The following is a 19,990-nucleotide window of genomic DNA, read 5'->3' on the forward strand; positions in this document are numbered from 1 at the left end:
CAGAAAGTGAAAAAGAAAAAAATGAAAAAACTAACAGCAGTTGTAGCACCAGTTTTAGCAATGAGTATGGCATTAACAGCATGTTCTACATCAGGTGGAGATAAGAAGACAAGTACAAATTCTAGCTCTGGCGGAGATAGCAAATCAGAGGGGAAATTAGCAGCGAAACAAGTGTTCAATAAAACAGAAAATCAGGAAATTCCAACAATGGATACTTCAAAGAGTACAGATACTTTGGGTTCTCAAATTTTAGGGAATACAATGGAAGGCTTATACCGTTTAGATAAAGAGAATAAACCAATCCCAGCTGCGGCAGAATCAAGTACGAAGAGTGAGGATGGTAAAAAATATACATTTAAATTACGTAAAGATGCAAAATGGTCAAATGGTGATCCTGTAACAGCGAAAGATTTCGTATTTGCATGGCAACGTTTATTAGATCCAAAAACAGCTGCTGAGTATGCATTTATCGCATTCCCAATTAAAAATGCAGAAGTAATTAATAAAGGAGAAAAACCTGTAACTGAACTAGGGGTTAAGGCAGTAGACGATTATACGTTAGAAGTTGAATTAGAACAAGCAGTACCATACTTCTTGAATTTAGTAGCATTCCCATCGTACTATCCATTAAATGAGAAATTCGTAAAAGAAAAAGGGGATAAATACGGTTTAGAATCTGATACAACTGTATATAATGGACCGTTCGTTCTTACTGATTGGAAGCATGAGCAAGGTTGGAAACTGAAGAAGAATGATCAATATTGGGATAAAAAGACTGTAAAATTAGATGAAATTAACTATAGTGTTGTAAAAGAGCCAGCAACTAATGTGAATTTATATGATAGTGGTCAAATTGATTTCGCTTTATTAACAGGTGAATTTGTTGATAAATTTAGAAATAATAAAGAGGAATATGGGGTGTATAACGAACCAAGTACGTTCTTTATACGTTTAAACCAAAAACGTGGTGGACAAGATACACCATTAAAGAGTAAAAAATTACGTGAAGCAATTGCCCTATCAATTGATAAAAAGAATTTAACAAATGTTATTTTAAATGATGGATCAAAACCTGCAGATTATTTAGTGCCGAAAGGCTTAGCAGCTGGACCTGATGGGAAAGACTTCCAAGGAACGTTTAAAAACGGCATTAAACCAGATGCGAAAAAAGCAGCTGCTGCATGGGAAGAAGCGAAAAAAGAACTTGGAAAAGATCAAGTTACAATTGAGTTTTTAAACTATGATACTGGTAATGCGAAAAAAGTTGGGGAATATGTAAAAGATCAAATTGAGAAAAACTTAAAAGGTGTAACAGTAAATATTAAACTTCAACCGTTTAAACAAAAACTTAAATTAGAATCAGATCAAGATTATGATATTTCATATGGTGGATGGAGCCCAGATTATGCGGATCCAATGACATATTTAGATATGTTTGAAAGTAAGCACTCTCATAACCAAATGAGTTTCTCTGATCAGAAATATGATGAAATAATTAAAAAAGCTGGTGGGGAATTAATGACTGATGCGAAGAAACGTTGGGAGGAGCTAGGAAAAGCAGAGAAATTACTTCTTGAAGAAGATGTAGCCCTTGTACCTTTATATCAAAGTGCTAGATCTTATGTTATGAAACCGCATGTAAAAGGTGTTGTTAAGCATAATATTAGCCCAGAATACAGCTATAAGTGGGCATATGTTACTGAAAAATAATAACAGTTGTGAAAGTGCTTCAAAGCAGTCTACCTGCTTTGAAGCACTTTTTTTATTGTACAATTCAATGCGAAAATGGAAGAGTAGAGAAAAAACGAAAGGTAGTAGATGGGGGATATCTGTAGTATGGTCATAGAAAACAGACTGTTAATGTTAAGTAAAATAAATTTTCTAAATATTTTAAAAATAACTTTACAAAACTAGAAAAAACAGTAGAATATTAATTAATAAGAATTTTCTGATAAATATTTATCAGAAAATCTCTCAAAATGAGTTTCGTACATATAATTGGGGGAGGGTACAAAAATGAAGAAAAAGATGAAAAAGTTCACGGCGGTTGTAGCGCCAGTTTTAGCGATGAGTATGGCGTTGACAGCGTGTTCTGGATCTGGTGGAGAAAAGAAAACAACTACGACGTCTAGTGGTGGGGAAGATAAAAAGTCTGATATTAAATATGCAGCGAAGCAAGTGTTAAATCGTACAGAGAATCAAGAAATTCCGACAATGGATACTTCTAAGTCTACAGATACGTTAGGGGCACAAATTTTAGGAAACACGATGGAAGGATTATATCGTCTTGATAAAGATAATAAGCCAATCCCGGCTGCGGCAGAATCTAGTACGAAAAGCGAGGATGGCAAAAAATATACATTTAAACTACGTAAAGATGCAAAATGGTCAAATGGTGATCCTGTAACAGCGAAAGATTTCGTATTCGCATGGCAGCGCTTACTTGATAAAAATACAGCGGCAGAATATGCGTTTATTGCCTACTATATTAAAAATGCAGAGGCAATTAATAAAGGTGAAAAACCTGTAACAGAATTAGGCGCAAAAGCGTTAGATGATTATACGCTAGAAGTAGAATTAGAAAAACCAGTACCGTATTTCTTAAACTTATTAGCATTCCCGTCATACTATCCGCTAAATGAAAAATTCGTAAAAGAAAAAGGAGATAAATACGGTTTAGAAGCTGACACGACAGTGTATAACGGGCCATTCGTTATGGCTTCATGGAAACATGAACAAGGATGGCAGCTAAAGAAAAATGATAAATATTGGGATAATAAAACTGTGAAATTAGAAGAAATTAATTATAGTGTAGTAAAAGAAGTTGCGACGAAAGTAAACTTATATGATACAGGATCAATTGACTTTACATTACTATCAGGAGAATTTGTAGATAAATATAAATCGAACAAAGATGAGTACGGTGAGTATTCAGAAGCAAGTACATTCTTCTTACGTTTAAATCAAAAGCGTAACGGACAAGATACACCGTTAAAGAGTAAAAAACTTCGTGAAGCAATTGCTTTATCAGTTGATAAAAAAGGATTGGCAAATGTAATTTTAAATAATGGATCAAAAGCAACTGATCAATTGGTTCCAAAAGGACTTGCGACAGGACCAGATGGTAAAGATTACCAAGATACATTTAAAAATGGTTTGAAATATGATCCGAAAAAAGGTGCAGCAGCTTGGGAAGCAGCGAAAAAAGAACTTGGAAAAGATCAAGTGACAATTGAATTACTAAGTTATGATGATGGAACTGCGAAAAAGATTGCTGATTATGTTAAAGATCAAATTGAGAAAAACTTAAAAGGTGTAACGATTAATACAAAGATTCAGCCGTTTAAACAAAAATTAAAATTAGAGACTGCACAAGATTATGAAATCTCTTATGCAGGTTGGAGTCCAGACTACGCGGATCCAATGACGTTTATTGATATGTTCGAGTCGAAGAGCCCATATAACCAAATGAGTTACTCAAATGCCAAATATGATGATATGGTATCAAAAGCAGGTAATGAATTAATGGGTGATGCGAAGAAGCGTTGGGAAACGTTAGGGAAAGCTGAAAAACTATTCCTTGAAGAAGATGCTGGGTTAGTTCCTTTATATCAAACAGGAAGAGCGTATGTAATGAAACCGAATGTTAAAGGAATTGTGAAACACAATATTAGTCCAGAATATAGCTTTAAGTGGGCTTATGTAACGGAAGGGAAATAATAAAAAAGAGCGTTTTAAAGGTAGATAAATGATTTTTAGAACGCTCTTTTACTATTGAATTAAATAGAGAAGAATAAGAAAAGTGGTACTTACATATAGTAGATGTGGGAGAATTCGTATAGTAGTAATAGATTGTTATTGAAGTAAATGAATTAATTATTATGAATATTATTAAAAATACTTTACAATTCGAGAAAAATTAGTAGAATAATAATTAGTGATAATTTTCTGATAATTTAAAATAGAAATCTCTCAAAGTTAGTTTCGTACATATAATTGGGGAGGGTACAAAAATGAAGAAAAAGATGAAAAAGTTTACGGCGGTTGTAGCGCCAGTATTAGCAATGAGTGTGGCGTTAACAGCATGTTCTGGATCTTCTGGTGGGGAGAAGAAAACGACTACGACGTCTAATAGTGGTGGGGAAGAGAAAAAATCCGATATTAAATATGCGGCAAAGCAAGTAATGAATCGTACAGAAACGAATGAAATTCCGACGATGGATACTTCTAAAAATACAGATACGTTAGGTTCTCAAATTTTAGGAAACACGATGGAAGGGTTATATCGTCTAGATAAAGATAACAAGCCAATTCCAGCAGCGGCAGAATCTAGTACGAAAAGCGAGGATGGCAAAAAATATACATTCAAATTACGAAAAGATGCAAAATGGTCAAACGGTGACCCTGTAACAGCGAAAGATTTCGTATTTGCATGGCAACGTCTAGTAGATCCAAAAACAGCTGCTGAGTATGCGTTTATTGCTTACTATCTTAAAAATGCAGAGGCAATAAATCAAGGGAAAGCAGAAGTTTCTACATTAGGTGTAAAAGCAGTAGATGATTATACACTTGAAGTCGAATTAGAAAGACCAGTACCATATTTCTTAAATTTAATGGCATTCGCGTCATACTATCCATTAAATGAAAAGTTCGTAAAAGAAAAAGGAGATAAATACGGTTTAGAGTCTGATACGACAGTTTATAATGGACCGTTTGTACTTACTGATTGGAAGCATGAGCAAGGATGGAAATTAAAGAAAAATGATCAGTATTGGGATAAAAAGACAGTGAAACTGGATGAAATCAATTATAGTGTAGTAAAAGAAGGGGCTACTAGAGTAAATTTATATGATACAGGTGCAATTGATTTCGCACTTTTATCAGGAGAATTTGTTGATAAATATAGAAACAATAAAGAGGAGTTTGGAGCATATTCAGAAACAAGTACGTTTTACTTACGTTTAAATCAAAAACGAGGTGGGCAAGATACACCGTTAAAGAGCAAAAAATTACGTGAAGCAATTGCTTTATCAATTGATAAGAAAGCTTTAACGAATGTCATTTTAAATGATGGCTCAAAACCAGTGGATTATTTAGTACCAAAAGGTTTAGCAGCTGGACCAGACGGTAAAGATTTCGCAGAAACGTTTAAAAATGGTTTAAAACAAGACTCTAAAAAGGCAGCGGCAGCCTGGGAAGAAGCGAAAAAAGAACTTGGAAAAGATCAAGTAACAATAGAGCTATTAAATTATGATACTGGTAATGCGAAAAAAGTTGGGGAGTATGTAAAAGATCAAGTTGAAAAGAATTTAAAGGGTGTAACAGTAAATATTAAACTTCAGCCATTTAAGCAAAAGCTAAAATTAGAATCAGACCAAGATTATGATTTCTCATATGGCGGCTGGAATCCAGATTATGCGGATCCGATGACATATCTTGATATGTTTGAGACAAAAAATTCGCAGAACCAGATGAGCTACTCAAATTCAAAATATGATGACATTATTAATAAAAGTAAGACGGAATGGATGGCTGATGCAAAAAAACGTTGGACAGAGTTAGGGAAAGCAGAAAAATTGTTACTTGAAGAAGATGTAGCGCTCGTACCTTTATATCAAAGTGGTAGATCGTATGTTATGAAACCAAATGTAAAGGGAATTGTGAAACATAATATTAGTCCGGAATATAGTTTCAAATGGGCGTATGTAGAAGAGAAATAGTAAAAGGAAAAAGCGTTTTCAAGTTGCAACATTGCACTTGAAAATGCTTTTTTTCTGTGCACTATTTTTTTCTGGATGAATATATGTATTATAGAAAACTTGAAGGAGAATCCCATGAAGCGAAACACATACATCGATTTCCTAGCTTATTACGGAATAGGAAGTGCTCATCCTGGTGGCTTTACGTTAACAAAACAATTGTTAGCACACCTGCCTTTTAAATATGGAGCGAATGTCCTTGAGATAGGTTGCGGTACGGGGAAAACAGCAGCGTATATGACAAGGGAATTTGGTTATAAAGTAACAACGGTTGAAAAGAATGAAATTATGATTCAAAAGGCAAAAGATAGATGGTTGTTTGAAGGGTTAGATATACAATTAATTGAAGGAAATATAGAGAATTTACCGTGTTTGAATAACTCATTTGAGTTCGTACTTGGAGAATCAATCATCGCTTTTACAGACAAAGAAAGGGTTATCTCGGAGTGTTATCGTGTATTACAGCAGGATGGTAAGCTTGTTGTCATTGAAATGATTATTGATAGGCACATTGATAAGGGTGAGGAAGAAAAAATCGTCCAATTATATGGCATGAAAGAACTATTAACTGAGAATGAGTGGGTACAATTATTTCAGAAAGCAAATTTTAAAAGAATCACAATTGCTGGCGGTGGCACGATTGCAGAAACGATCTCTGGCTATGTAGAAGAGCCAGAATGGAATGTATCCTCACATATTCCGAATGAGTTATATGAGGCGTGGGTACAGCATGAAAATGTACGGCTTATGTACCAACACATTTTAGGGTATCGTATTTTTATATGTGAAAAATAAAGAAAAAGAGTTGGCTAAAGGTAGTCAACTCTTTACTATGTTAAATGAAAAATAATGCAGCTAATGTAATTCCGAAGATGAAACCAAATCCGAGTTCAACACCCCAGCCACAACCGCCGCCACCCCAGCCGCCGCCACCACAACTACCGCAACCACGGCCACCACATCCGCAACTGCTGAATCCACCACCGCATCCAAATCCGCAACTATCACATCTGCTAAGGCCGCCGCAAAGGTCACAACCACCGTTTGCATAAGCATCATAGTATCCGAATCCTGAATCAAAAGATGAGCGCTGTTGCACCGGTTCGATCCATACAGAGTTTTGTGTCAAATCGATTATTTTACCTAAATGTATACGGCCATCACGGTCTTCAATCCGAACAACTTTTCCGAAATAACGTTGGCATGTATCATAACATTTTTGTCTATGCATATTCTTTCCTCCTTCCGCATTACAGTAATACGATATGTAAGGGGGACAAGTGCGGCTTGTACGAATGCCCTATCTATCATAATTGTTATAGGAAAGGGGAAATATAAGAAGAGGATATATAAGGAGGAAAAGGCATGAAATCTACAGATCAGTTTCAGACATACGAAGTACCATGGGAAGATTTTATTGAAGCGTTACGAGAGGAAATGAAGAAGCAAGTAGGGGCAGATATTATTGATACAGTAGTTTGCAATTTAGAAGATGGTTTTGAAGTGTATACATATGTGCAGGGGGATTTAGATTTTGAATATAAGGAAGCGCTTGAGAGCAAATACGGAAGTGATGCGAAGACACCTAATGTGTTAACGATAATGTTATTAGCTAGTATTTATAATACAGGTGAAGAGAATATACGCTTGCATGCGGATAATAAAGAGAATCCGATTGTTGAAGTGTATGTAAAGCAATGAAACACGCTGTGAAAGGCGTGTTTTTTATTTGTCACGCTATTTGTGGGCAGTAAGACCCCCACCTCAAAATTCAGCGGAAGCAAAGAAGTTAGGTAGGGGATCTACTGCCCGTAAATGCCCGATTGGTGAAGGCTAATAATCAGTGGGGGATGAACAAAACCCCATTGATTCAAGTTTCACTTTATATGATAAAATATTAGAAAATTGAGAAAGAAGGTGAAGGATTGGGAATTAAACATCTTAATTTAACAGTTACAGATGTAACAGCAGCTAGAGAGTTTTTAGAGAGGTATTTTGGTTTAATTTGTAGTGGAACAAGGGGGAATGCCTTTACAGTTATGCGTGATAATGATGGATTTATACTAACGTTAATGAAAGGAAAAGAAGTTCAGTATCCAAAAACATTTCATGTAGGATTTCCACAAGAAAGTGAAGAACAAGTAGATAAGATAAATCAAAGATTGAAGGAAGATGGATTTTTGGTCGAGCCTCCTAAGCATGCCCATGCGTATACGTTTTACGTTGAAGCACCTGGTGGATTTACAATAGAAGTGATGTGTTAAGTCAAAAATCAAACTTTTTGTTATGTGTTTTTAAAATAAAAAGTAGGAAAAGTCTGTTTTAAGTGTGGAGCTTAAACAGGCTTTTTTACTTATATAATTGGATAGAGAATGCTAGAAGGAATATTACCAAGTGTCTGATCTGTTTACATAATAAAGTTATGGTGGGTTAGTTGTCCTAAAATACAAGTCATATATCTTGTTTCCTCTCATAAATTTAAACATAGGAATTTGTCTACAAAGGTGGCGAAGCCTCATCATGAAAATCCGAATTTGTGCCACGTTCATGTTGTTTCTATTTATATGTTTACCTTTATCAGCTTTTGCAAAAGGAGAGGAGGCAAAGGAAAGGGTCGTTTCACTTGTATATGACGATTCGGGCAGCATGAGAAATAACGATCGCTGGAAATATGCCAATTATGCTTTGCAAAGTTTAGTTGCGCTATTAGATGAAAAAGATAAATTTTCTTACGTTCCAATGAGTAAGCCGAATGATCCATTAAACATTTCGTTAACGAAGGATAAAAGGCAAACAGAAATTGAGGGAATTGGAGCGTGGAAAACGTATTTAAATACTCCATTTAGCGCGGTAGAAACGGCGATGCAATCTATAAAAAAGGAAGCAGATATAGATGGAAAACGTGAATTTTGGCTTATTGTATTAACTGACGGGGCATTTAATGATTTAGAGAAAGATAAGGTTGGCGGAAAAGAACAAATTTTGCAGAAATTAGCCCAGTTTAAGAAAGAAATGGATGCAAAAAAAATATCGTTACATCCAGTCTTAATTACGATGGAAGAAGATTTAGGACAACAAGAAAAAGAACAATTAAACACGTTCAAAGAAATATGGAAGAAAGAGATAAATGGTGTTACGATGCCGTCAAGCGGAGAAGATGGCATTGTAAAAAGTGTAAATCAAGTGGCAGCATTAGTTGCAAATCGTGATCCATTCTCCTCTGTTGAATCGATTGTAAAAACGAAAGTAGTGGGGAAAAGAGTAGAGATTACAACACCGTTTCCATTAAAGCGTATGACGCTTGTACGACAATCGCCTTCTCTGCCCGATTATCAGGTCACACAAATTTCTAAACCATTACAATTACAATCTTCTTTTTCCATACATGCACCAGGAGAAGCAAAATTGTTCGGAAATATAGTTCATATAAGTACGGAAAATCAGGAAGTTATTAAACCAGGAACTTATACGATAGAAGTGGACCAGGACATTGAGAAAGAAGGACTACAAGTACTAGTTGAACCGGCGCTTAATTATACGGTTTCTACTTATGACAAAGATGATAGTAGTCAAAAAAATGTAGAGGAAATGTACGAAGGTGTTACTGCTGTTATTGAAGCGAAGCCTACGGAGTTGCCAGTTCAGTCTTCTTACTTTCAGGCAGAAGTAGAAATAGACGGAAAACAATATCCGATGAAGTGGGATGATAAAAGGCATGTGTTTTATTACGAAACTAAGCTTGGTAAAGGGTTAGTACGCGGGAAAGTTCATATGAATATAAAGGGGTTTTATAGACAGACGAAAGAATTTAAAATTGAAACAGCTGAGAAACCAAAATTATCACTTCAAACTGTTACAAAAGATTATGAAGAAAAAGTGACAAATTTAGAGAATAGTAAACCATTTGTTTTGCAGCCACAGTTAGATGGTAAGCCGATGACAGAAGAAGCTGTAAAAAAACTATTAAAATCTACTGGTGTCACATCTAAACAATCAATCAATTATGAAATAACGCAACATGGAAATCAGATCTATGTTTATCCTCGTCCCTATTACTCCGACACATTTAATTTTACAGATACCGGCACCGTAGAAGCTACCATCGTAATGCAGGATTCAAAATTACAAGAAGTAAAGAAAAACATAATATTCCATATTCAAGATGCTCCGTTTTATGAAAAATATGCGCTTATTTTTAAGTTTGTCATTCCTATCACTTTATTACTACTAGTAGTAGGAATCATTGTTTTAGGATGGATTGTTCGGCCAAGATTTCACCGGAAAGCACTACTGTATTATGAATGGGATCAAGAGGTAGCGAAAGATTGGCTATATCAATCTGAACCAGAATTACTTCGAAATAAATGGTGGAACCATTATTTTGGTATCCCATTTAGAGCAGAAAGAAAAACAGTGCAATCCGTTACGTTTATAGCGAAGAAAGGTTCGAAATCTGTCTTTGTAGCGAAAGAATCACAAGTAGTTGGAATGATTATTGATGGGATGTTTATAACAAAGGATGAAGTAGGAATGGAACATAAGACACTATATCCAAATGAACTTTTACTAATTGATAGGGGATATGGTAAGGAGATTTACAAGTACGAATGTGAATAGTAGATAGGGAAAAGAAGGGGATGGAGTATTGATTCTCTTTCCCTTTTTTCAAACAAGCAAGAATAGGAAGGTGGTTCACATGACATTACAAGTTCCAACAATATTAATTGGTTTAGGTGGAATCGGTAGTACTGTGACGCATCAAATATATGAAAAATTGCCTGAAGAGCGCCGGAAAAAGGTAGCAATGCACGTATTTGATACAGATGTGAATACATTGAGTAAATTTGATCATATTCGAAAGTTTAAGACACAAACGAGTTCTAGTAAAACGCCCAGGGAGTATATTGCAGGAGATCCAACAATCCCAGAGTGGTTTCCGATGGATCCGACTATACTTGATAAACCATTAACAGAAGGAGCAGGACAGTTACGCGTCATTTCACGTTTAGCGTTACGTGCTGCGATGAAAGAAGATAAATTAACGTCCTTTTGGCAAGAAATTGAGAAAATTTTTCCGGTTACAAGTGATCAAACAGAATATGGTGTGCGTGTCATTATAGTAACATCACTAGCAGGCGGAACAGGTTCGGGGATGTTTCTGCAAATTGCATTATATTTACGTGAAATGCTTCGGAAGAAATTGCAGCATCATAACATTTTAATACGCGGTGCGTTTTTAATGCCGGATGTTTTAGTAAAGACGAGAACAGTTAGTGCGAAAGAGTTTGAAACGGTGCAAGCGAACGGCTATGCATCGTTAAAAGAATTACATGCTATTACACTCGGTTCTACTGGGGAATTATCAAAACGCGGCGGTGTAACAATTGAATTAGAGTATCGCCCTGATCAAGTAGATGAAGACGGAAGAACGAATCATACAATTAAACAACATCATTTACCGTACAATTATTGTTTCTTATACGATTACGAAAACCTACATGGACACCATTTACACAATTTATCAGACTATATGGAACAGATGGCAAATACGATTTATTTACAGTTATTTAGCCCGATGTCCACAAGTCATTTTGCGCAGGAAGACAATCAAATTCAGCAATTGGCAGAATCGAGCGGAAAAGGGCGATATTGCGGAGCAGGAACGGCAAAGCTCATTTATCCATATGAACACGTGTTAAAATATTGTGCTTTAAAATGGGCTGTGCAAGGTTTAGATGAATCGTGGCTACATTTAGATCAACTATTTCAAGAGAAGAAGCAAAGATATGACCAAGATGTAAAACGTGGTATGCAGCGTGAAAAACCTGAACGTGGCAAAAGTTATTTAGAGGATTTGGAACATCTTGCTACCCGTCCAGAGCAAGCGCATATTTTCTATAGACAAATGTATAATGAAACGCGTGAAGGAGCAGAGGGTGGTAAGCTTGGAGTTGCGAAATCAAAACTATTTTTAGAGGCAGTAGAAAGTTATGTACAACGTACGGTGCAAAAAGATGAGGAATTAAATCGTCTGCAACATGAGTGTAAAATTTCAGCTGCGAAACTGAAAATGATGGAACAAATGAAAGGTGAAGTAGCAAGAGTGGATCATGCGGTTCGTTTATATGCCTATGCGATTCCGAGCCGTGTACATGAACATGTAACGACACTTTTATATGACATGATTGAATCAGATCGCTTTTCACCAAGTGGTTCTGAAGGGCAGTCCTATCAATTAAATACATGGTTTTTAAAAAAAACAGATCCAGTTCACCCAGTAGCAGCACGTTTTATGTTATATGAAATTCGAAAGCAGTTAGTAGAAAAAATGAATCGACTACATGAAAATAATGAACAAAAGCGTAATGTAATTCAAAACTACGATAAAAAATTTAATGTGGGTAATATTGATGGGACGGTAACGGCTGTACGCCGAGTGGAAATTGCTCAACAACAAGGCTGGTTTGGAAAAATGATTAATAATCAGCAACGTTTATTCAAAAGAGAATTTGAAGACATCGTAACGCAATATGTACACAAATTAAATGAATATCGAAAAGAAATGCTATTAGAACTTGTATATCAATCGCTATATCAAGCAGTGAATAAAATGATTCAATATTGGGAAAGATTTTTTGATAATTTACATGAAACACGTGAAAATTTACTGTTCGAAATCCAAAAGCGCAGTAAGGAATTTGAAGGAAAAACAAACCCGACGAATGTATATGTATTAGCTGAGGAACAGCTGCAAGAAAAGATATGGCAAGATATGCAGCAACATTTAAATTTAGGTGTATTACCGAAAGATATATCAGCGGAAATTTATATGAGTTTGTACGGGGAATATTGTCGTGATGCGAAAACAGAAGAGATTCAGTCGAAAAAGGTAGAGGATTTCTACCGCGAACATATACTGAGCTATTGTTATGACGAACTGCAAGTACGCTATCGTGATAAATTAGAACTGAATATTATTGAAGCGTTGCGAAAAGAAGCAGATTATAAGAAACGTGATCGCGATGAATACGTTCGTGAAAAAATTGAAGACCTGTTCCATTTAGCGAGTCCATTCGTTCCGAAAGTTGCTCATCATAGGGAATTACAATATTGGGGTATACATCCTTCTTTAAAGAAAGAGCTGCAAGAGGAATTAATTCAAGAAATGTTTAAAGAAAAAGATACAGTACATGAAGCCTTTTCACCATTTGAAGTGATCTGTTATCGAGCGCATTATGGCTTATCGCTGCAAGACTTTCCTAAATTATCATCAGGACATATTTCAAACGGATTTATGAATGATAAAGGTGACTATTTCCAATCGTATTATCGCCGTGTAAACAAATTAAATAGTAAAAAATCTAGTTTAACGCCGCATTTGGATAAGTATTGGCACTTACCAGCCTTTATGCCAGATTTAAACGCGACTCAAACAAAATTAGATTATGATAAATGTAATCGTGCATTACTATACGCATATATGTATCGCTGGATTAGTTTAGTTGCTGTTGATGGACAGTTTGTGTATCAATATAACGGTGTAGGACGTAGCTTTTTAATTCAGTCGATGGGGAAAAATATTTCAAGCGAAAGTTATAAATTACACAGAGCGTTGCTTCATAATCCGTTTATTTATGAAAACATCTTGTCACGATTTGAAGAAGAGCAAGAAAAGGCGATGATACAAGGTGGACATTTATATACACATCCGTTCGTATTAGGAGCCCAAGATGTAAGATGGCTTAGAAAAGAACATGTCCACAATCTTTTAGATATGATTTTAATGTATGACCGTGAAGCGAAGTATGATCCGACGTTAGAAGAAACATCAGATGAATTATTAAGACTATTCCTTGATGAAATCGAGTTGTATTTCCAGAACTATTACGGTACAGGTGCTGATATGGTGGCAAAGAAAGAAAAAGAAATGTTTATTAAACAATTGTGGGATCGCTCGCATGCGAAAGGATATGTAGATCCAAATAGCGCTCCGTATAAAAAATGGCAAAATTTATTAAGTGTTCAAGATGAAGAAGAAACGCCAAAAACGAATGTATAATGAATGAAAAGGGAATCCTTAAAAGTGGTAATACAACTTTAGAAAAGAGGGATTCTGATGCCGTTTTTAGGAAGTGTATATCAAATATTTGGGTTATATCCGGAACTTTATTATGGGATGATTTCAGCGGAGCTGCAAGAGGAAGCTCAGAAGGAGCATCTTGAAAATAGTAGTGCAGAAGCTGAAGTGGAAGAATAAAAAAAGTGCAGATGAAAATCTGCACTTTTTTGTTAGTATTAAAATGGTGACATAACCCCAAACGAATTATTATTTTTAAATAATAATTCGTTTGGGGTTATTATGATTTTTATTGCATTGTATGTAATGAAAATTGTATGAAAATCAATGTAATAAAATGCGTATGAATATTAAGTTGGAAAACAACAATGTTTTCGAGAAAATAATTATGTATAAAAATAACATTTGATACATAATTAACTGATTATTTTTGAGTGATTTATTATTGACAATATAATTAATTGTATGATAAATTCAATCAGCATTCTTAATGGTTTTTTGGTACGATTAATATTTTGAAAATTCAATACGACATAAAAAGATTGATTTTTCTGTTTTTTTGAGGTGGTTACTAAGTCTATAGGGGAAGTGAACTATGTATATTTTTATTTTTAAAATAGAACAGTAATAAAGAATGTAACAAGTAAGAGATAAACTTGAAAAAGAGGTTTTAAAGAATGAGTCTTTTCATAAAGAAAGCAATGGATGAAGAAAAGAAAAAAGTATTGAATCAAACTTTAGGAGCGATTGATCTAACTCTTTTAGGTATTGGAGCAATTATTGGTACAGGTATTTTCGTATTAACTGGTATTGTAGCAGCGAAACATGCTGGTCCGGCGATTGTATTATCTTTTGTATTAGCGGCAATTATATGTGCATGTGTGGCTTTCTGTTATGCTGAATTTGCATCTACAGTTCCAGTTTCGGGAAGTGTATATTCATATACATATATGACACTAGGTGAGATTTTTGCATTTATAGTTGGCTGGTGTGTTATGCTGGAGTATTTATTAGCGACTTCTGCGGTTGCAGCAGGCTGGTCAGCATATTTTCAGTCATTGCTACTAGGTTTTAATATTCACATTCCTACGATTTTTGCTTCGGCACCAGGAATGGGGAAGGGTGGAATCATTGATTTACCAGCAGTTCTTATTATTTTAGTTGTTACATTTTTATTAAGCCGTGGTGCAAAAGAAAGTGCACGAATAAATAATATAATGGTTATTATTAAACTGGCTGTTATTGTAGGATTTATTGTTGTAGGGACACAATATGTAAGACCAGAGAATTGGCAACCATTTCTACCGTTTGGTTTTCACGGTGTGGTAGGGGGCGCTGCTACTGTATTTTTTGCTTTTTTAGGATTTGATGCAGTTGCAACAGCCGCAGAAGAAGTGAAGCGTCCACAACGTAACGTGCCAATTGGGCTACTTGTTTCCTTGTTCATTTGTACCGTTCTATATGTAGGTGTTTCATTCGTGTTAACTGGAATGGTTCCGTTTACGGAATTAAATGTTGCTGATCCGGTTGCATATGCGTTGCGCACTGTAGGAGAAGATAGAATTGCTGGGTTGTTATCGGTGGGAGCGATAGCAGGGCTAACAACAGTTCTGTTAGTAGCTATGTTTGCATTTGTTCGTGTATCTTACTCGATGAGTCGAGATGGATTGTTACCACAAAGACTTTCAAGTGTCCATAAACGTTTACAAACTCCATTTTTTAATACGTGGGTTACAGGTATACTAGCAGCTTTATTAGCAGGATTAGTGGATTTGAATTTATTAGCTAATTTAGTGAATATGGGAACGATAACAGCGTTTGTGTTTGTATCTATAGCTGTCATTGTATTAAGAAAGACACATCCTAATATGAAGAGGCCATTCCGTGCTCCTCTAGTACCTTTTTTACCTATCGTTTCGATAGTAAGTTGTATATATTTAGCTTTGAATCTTTCTAAGCTTACTTTAATTAGTTTTGTTGCATGGATTATAATAGGTGTTTTCATATATTTTGTATATGCTAAAAAACATAGTAATGTTAGAAATAGAAATAAAGTATAGTCCATTGAAATAATACTTGTAATGGAAATGCAAACACGCTACTTATTCATATAAGAACAAGTAGCGTGTTTTTGCTATTTAATAATCCCATTTTCTAAAATTTTAATAGTTGGTGCGACTTTCACATTAGCTTTTGAAAAGGCACTCGGCCAATCATCTTCAACTTGTTTCCATTCTTTATAGTGAAATGCTCTCGCATAATCACCAAATCCAAATGGATCAAGTTGCTGTTTTTGAATGTTGTGGATTAGATCGTTTAAATCTTTGTTTAGCTGTTTTGTAATAAGAGAAGTTAATTTCTTTCTATCTTTGTCTATATCCATGTTGAATGTAAGTTCAGATACGGAAACTTTAAAATCCATTGCAATATTAAATTTGAAGTGTTTATCGTTATAGCCTGTGTGAATGTCACGATTCATGCTAAGAACATTTATTGTTGCGAAATCTTTGCCGTCTGTATCTTTTAAATCACTATTATTTTCAACTTGAGTAGAAGGGATCTTCATTGTAAGAGAAACTGGTGTATTGGCCTTCTTTTGTAATAGAAGAAGGAGGGCACTTTCATATCGATTTAAAGACATCTTATAGATTCCGCGAGAAGTTAATAGTGCGGAACCGGTAACGATAATATCTTTCTTTCCTTTTTTTATTTCTGAGATAGCAGGTGTTATACCTTTATTAAAAGTTTGTCTATGAAATTCATGGAATGTCGTAAACACGGTCCGATTGTATAGTTTATTCGTATTAATTAAATCTGTTAAATATTCAGGAAGAGCAGGCTTATCTTTGAAATTATTATATATAACAGAAGAAATGGGGCCATCTACTGCAACCATGCGCATATTTCCTGTATTTTTAGGGTCGCGATACCAAACATCCAGATAAGGCATAGCTCCTTCTTGTTTTAAAAAATTCGTGCTAAACAATATGAGCTGTAACTTTTCTGTGGACACTAAACCGCTGCTTGAACTGTTAAACGTATCTTTTGCTTCTCGAGGTGTATGTACTTTCGCTTCATGAATTTCGTACTTTTTCTCTACATCTTCATTAAAAATAGGATTTACGTGATACACAATTAATTTTCCTTTTGCTTTTGCGTCAAAACCGTAAATTAATGAGATGGATTGTTTTTCTAAATCAAGCCGATCTTCACAACCTACTAAAAAAATTATGAGAAAACAAAATATAATAAAATGAATAAAGCGTCTCATTTAAACTTTTCTCCTTTTCCAATGCTGATAAAGTGTCATGTATAAGAGAAATACAACTGGGAATAGAAAAACGATAAAATAACTAGCAGTTCCCCAAAATTCCCGCAACGCACTTATCTGATAAGAAGAAGGGATATAAAAGAATAAGATGAAAATACACCCGAATAATAAAAAATAAATAGGTAATGAACTCCCTTTTTTGTTAAGTAATTGATTAATTCCATCTGAAGCAGTGAAAATATAAGGAATACAGGAATCAAAAATAATAAAGAGATAAAATGACAAAAAGATAATTTCAAATCGCTCAAGAAATGAGAAATGAAACGGTGTAACAAGAGAAAGAGTCGGCCATAAAAACTTTGTTATACCATCTGGACTAAAATAAATAAAAGAAACGAACGTGATTTGAAGATAAATAAATAACGTAATCAAATTCGCAATAATAATTCCTTTTTTTGCAGATGCTTTGTTAGTTAAATAAGGATAAAGGACAAATGCAAACTCGAATCCGAGAAACGCAATGATAGTTGATTTCACGGTGTTTAGAATTGGTAGCCATCCTTCCTTGATGAGAGGAAGAAGATATATGAAATACCCATCTTTAAGAGGAATAAATAATAATAATGGCATCCAAAGTGTAAAGATGACAGTAAAAACAGCAAAACGACTAATAATAAGTGCCCCTTTACATGCAAGCATAAGCATTGGAATAGATAACAAAATCATAATTAAAGACATAGGAGATCTAGGTAAAATCCAAATATGAATAACGTATAAGAGGGAAAAAATTAAGGAAACAGCTGCGAGTACGGCATATAAAATCCAAAAAATCATTACTACTCTTCCTAGCCATTTTCCAAGATAGCGTATCAGCACATCAAGTAAAGTATATCCTGGATGTTTTTCCATGATTTTTACAATACATAGACTGACTAAAGTAGTAATGACACATCCGATAATAATAGACATCCAGCCATCTGTATTCGCTCCTTGTGCAACTTCACGCGGAAGTGTAAGTACGCCGAACCCGACTTGAACACCACTAATAGTTAAAATGTATTGAAATAAAGTGATCTCCCTCTTTGCACGTTTTGTCACTTATTCTCCTCCTTTTCCTCAACATCTCTTTGCCGGTTATCTTGTTTTAATTGTAGAGATAGTGGCCGTTTCTTCATAATTTTCCATGGGAAACGTACAAGGGTATCTTTTAAATCCGAAGCATATGACGGAGAAAAAGGACTACCATATGGCACACCAAGTGATTCCATAGAAAGAATATGGATGATAATAATTGCCATTCCAACCATAATTCCAATGACGCCAAATAAAGAGGCGGCTATCATCATTGGGAATCGAAGAAGCCGAATTCCTGCTGACATTTCTAAGTTGGGAATAATGAAGGAGGCAACCGCAGTAATTGATACGACGATAACCATAACGTTACTAACAATCCCAGCTTGAACCGCAGCTTGTCCAATTACAATTCCTCCTACGACGCCGATTGTTTGTCCAACAGGCCCAGGAAGCCGAATCGCTGCTTCTCGGAGCATTTCGAGAACTAATTCCATTAATAAAGCTTCTAATATGGGGGGAAAAGGAATTTTGGCTCGAGATTCTCCAATCGTTAACAACAATTTGAGCGGAATCACTTCATAATGGAAGGAAATCATAGCAATATAAAGAGCTGGAGCAAATATTGCAATAAATAGCCCAGTGAAACGAAGGAGTCGTATAAAAGATGGAATCATAGGTCTGAAGCTGTAATCATCTATCGTCTGGAAAAAGGATGAAAAGGTCATAGGTCCTATTAATACGCCTGGTGAGCGATCTACAACAACAGCAATTCTCCCATTCAAAATATGATGTGCCGTTGTGTCAGGACGTTCAGTGATAGACAATTGTGGGAAGAGAGTATAAGAATTATCTTCAACAAATCCTTCTAATTCACCGGTAGTAAGAATAGCATCTACTTTGATTGATTCGATGCGGCATGCCATATCTTGTACAATATCTTCGTTTGCAACATCTGCAAGATAAAGTAAAAAAACTTTAGAGGTTGCTCGTTCGCCAACAGTGAATTCTTTCACTTTTAATTCGCGATTTGGAATATAGCGACGAATAAGTGCGATACTATCACTTGCCACTTCATTAAATCCTTCGTGTGAGCTTTTTATGGAAGTCTCTGTTGTAGGTTCTTCAATACTCCTTTTTGGCGCCGCTTGTGTATCTAGTTCTAAAGCTGATAATTGACCGTTTATAAATAAAATACTTTTGCCATGTAAGAGAGATTGCTCAATGTCTATCCACTTCTGAACTTTTTTAATATTCCCTATAGAAACAGAAGATTCCCAAAAATCATCTTCATTCCATTCTTTAAATAAGAGAGGCCGAAGAATATCTACATTAATAACAGTTTTATCTACAAGTCCTTCCATATATATAAGAGCAGCTTCTTTTCCGTTTTTTAACGGGAAAGTGCGTGTAATTAATTCTGGAATACCACTAAATAATTTGGATAAGTGTTTAAGATTAAGCGGCATGGAGGAAGAAATTTCTTTATTTAATACAGTTTCAGATTGCTCGTGTGTAGAGAAAGATTTTTCGCCCTTTATCCATTTTCGAAAAGATCCCATATATTCACCTTATTCCTCGTTGAACTTTATATGGGTTATTATGGATAGTTACATACAGACATATGCGCAGTTTAAAATTTATATTGTATATTTGTACATTTAACGCTATAATTATAGTGTTAAAGATGGAATCGTGATATGACCTGTTATGAATCTATCGTTTTATTTATGAATAAATGGATTGGTATTTTAGCAAGATGTGCTAATAAACTACTCCACCATGATGATAGCGTGCCAAAAATATGGTGCG

Annotated in this window: 14 protein-coding genes; 10 read left to right on the top strand and 4 right to left on the bottom strand. The window is 35.1% G+C overall.

Annotation, left to right across the window (positions count from 1 at the left end):
• Positions 1 to 6: 6 nt before the first annotated feature.
• From C4S65_RS02795 to C4S65_RS02810, 4 genes are all read left to right on the top strand, one after another.
• Complete coding sequence (locus tag C4S65_RS02795) at positions 7 to 1,710, top strand: peptide ABC transporter substrate-binding protein (RefSeq protein ID WP_000727527.1); 1,704 nt, start codon at positions 7 to 9, stop codon at positions 1,708 to 1,710.
• 306 nt (positions 1,711 to 2,016) lie between these two features.
• Positions 2,017 to 3,720: a peptide ABC transporter substrate-binding protein gene (locus tag C4S65_RS02800; protein WP_086407543.1), complete on the top strand. Its 1,704-nt coding sequence runs from the start codon at positions 2,017 to 2,019 to the stop codon at positions 3,718 to 3,720.
• A gap of 293 nt (positions 3,721 to 4,013) precedes the next feature.
• Positions 4,014 to 5,720: a peptide ABC transporter substrate-binding protein gene (locus C4S65_RS02805; protein ID WP_000728480.1), complete on the top strand. Its 1,707-nt coding sequence runs from the start codon at positions 4,014 to 4,016 to the stop codon at positions 5,718 to 5,720.
• Positions 5,721 to 5,834: 114 nt separating this feature from the next.
• On the top strand, positions 5,835 to 6,554 hold the full coding sequence (locus C4S65_RS02810) for a class I SAM-dependent methyltransferase (RefSeq protein WP_098838345.1): 720 nt from the start codon (positions 5,835 to 5,837) through the stop codon (positions 6,552 to 6,554).
• A gap of 40 nt (positions 6,555 to 6,594) precedes the next feature.
• Here the strand turns inward: C4S65_RS02810 and C4S65_RS02815 are convergent, their stop codons facing one another.
• A complete protein-coding gene (locus C4S65_RS02815; RefSeq protein ID WP_000554969.1) occupies positions 6,595 to 6,990 on the bottom strand; it encodes a hypothetical protein in 396 nt (131 codons plus the stop codon).
• Positions 6,991 to 7,124: 134 nt separating this feature from the next.
• Between C4S65_RS02815 and C4S65_RS02820 the strand changes: the two genes are divergently transcribed.
• From C4S65_RS02820 to C4S65_RS02845, 6 genes are all read left to right on the top strand, one after another.
• The gene (locus tag C4S65_RS02820) at positions 7,125 to 7,460 is read left to right on the top strand and encodes a hypothetical protein (RefSeq protein WP_000842886.1); all 336 of its coding nucleotides are present in this window, start codon (positions 7,125 to 7,127) and stop codon (positions 7,458 to 7,460) included.
• Positions 7,461 to 7,684: 224 nt separating this feature from the next.
• The gene (locus tag C4S65_RS02825) at positions 7,685 to 8,023 is read left to right on the top strand and encodes a VOC family protein (protein ID WP_061665768.1); all 339 of its coding nucleotides are present in this window, start codon (positions 7,685 to 7,687) and stop codon (positions 8,021 to 8,023) included.
• 256 nt (positions 8,024 to 8,279) lie between these two features.
• Positions 8,280 to 10,376: a vWA domain-containing protein gene (locus C4S65_RS02830; RefSeq protein WP_000702066.1), complete on the top strand. Its 2,097-nt coding sequence runs from the start codon at positions 8,280 to 8,282 to the stop codon at positions 10,374 to 10,376.
• 79 nt (positions 10,377 to 10,455) lie between these two features.
• Positions 10,456 to 13,818, top strand: a complete 3,363-nt coding sequence (locus C4S65_RS02835) for a tubulin-like doman-containing protein (RefSeq protein WP_061665766.1) — start codon at positions 10,456 to 10,458, stop codon at positions 13,816 to 13,818.
• 57 nt (positions 13,819 to 13,875) lie between these two features.
• A complete protein-coding gene (locus tag C4S65_RS02840; protein WP_001116193.1) occupies positions 13,876 to 14,016 on the top strand; it encodes a hypothetical protein in 141 nt (46 codons plus the stop codon).
• A gap of 497 nt (positions 14,017 to 14,513) precedes the next feature.
• On the top strand, positions 14,514 to 15,896 hold the full coding sequence (locus C4S65_RS02845; protein ID WP_061665765.1) for an amino acid permease: 1,383 nt from the start codon (positions 14,514 to 14,516) through the stop codon (positions 15,894 to 15,896).
• A 74-nt stretch (positions 15,897 to 15,970) separates the two neighbouring features.
• Here the strand turns inward: C4S65_RS02845 and C4S65_RS02850 are convergent, their stop codons facing one another.
• From C4S65_RS02850 to C4S65_RS02860, 3 genes are read right to left on the bottom strand one after another with little or no spacing between them, the layout of a single operon-like run.
• Complete coding sequence (locus tag C4S65_RS02850) at positions 15,971 to 17,107, bottom strand: Ger(x)C family spore germination protein (protein WP_098838346.1); 1,137 nt, start codon at positions 17,105 to 17,107, stop codon at positions 15,971 to 15,973.
• Positions 17,108 to 18,205, bottom strand: a complete 1,098-nt coding sequence (locus C4S65_RS02855) for an endospore germination permease (RefSeq protein ID WP_000166529.1) — start codon at positions 18,203 to 18,205, stop codon at positions 17,108 to 17,110.
• Entirely contained in the window at positions 18,202 to 19,740 is a 1,539-nt protein-coding gene (locus C4S65_RS02860) for a spore germination protein (RefSeq protein ID WP_000534544.1), read from the bottom strand. Before C4S65_RS02860 ends, C4S65_RS02855 begins: the two co-directional genes overlap by 4 nt.
• Positions 19,741 to 19,990 lie beyond the last annotated feature (250 nt).

This window comes from Bacillus sp. ok061 (genome assembly GCF_900108285.1).
GTDB lineage: Bacteria > Bacillota > Bacilli > Bacillales > Bacillaceae_G > Bacillus_A > Bacillus_A thuringiensis_S.

Coding starts and splice junctions, on each gene's coding strand:
- C4S65_RS02810 (WP_098838345.1), top strand. CDS start 5,835: ATGAAGCGAAACACATACATCGATTTCCTAGCTTATTACGGAATAGGA.
- C4S65_RS02820 (WP_000842886.1), top strand. CDS start 7,125: ATGAAATCTACAGATCAGTTTCAGACATACGAAGTACCATGGGAAGAT.
- C4S65_RS02840 (WP_001116193.1), top strand. CDS start 13,876: ATGCCGTTTTTAGGAAGTGTATATCAAATATTTGGGTTATATCCGGAA.
- C4S65_RS02830 (WP_000702066.1), top strand. CDS start 8,280: ATGAAAATCCGAATTTGTGCCACGTTCATGTTGTTTCTATTTATATGT.
- C4S65_RS02815 (WP_000554969.1), bottom strand. CDS start 6,990: ATGCATAGACAAAAATGTTATGATACATGCCAACGTTATTTCGGAAAA.
- C4S65_RS02835 (WP_061665766.1), top strand. CDS start 10,456: ATGACATTACAAGTTCCAACAATATTAATTGGTTTAGGTGGAATCGGT.
- C4S65_RS02860 (WP_000534544.1), bottom strand. CDS start 19,740: ATGGGATCTTTTCGAAAATGGATAAAGGGCGAAAAATCTTTCTCTACA.
- C4S65_RS02850 (WP_098838346.1), bottom strand. CDS start 17,107: ATGAGACGCTTTATTCATTTTATTATATTTTGTTTTCTCATAATTTTT.
- C4S65_RS02845 (WP_061665765.1), top strand. CDS start 14,514: ATGAGTCTTTTCATAAAGAAAGCAATGGATGAAGAAAAGAAAAAAGTA.
- C4S65_RS02800 (WP_086407543.1), top strand. CDS start 2,017: ATGAAGAAAAAGATGAAAAAGTTCACGGCGGTTGTAGCGCCAGTTTTA.
- C4S65_RS02805 (WP_000728480.1), top strand. CDS start 4,014: ATGAAGAAAAAGATGAAAAAGTTTACGGCGGTTGTAGCGCCAGTATTA.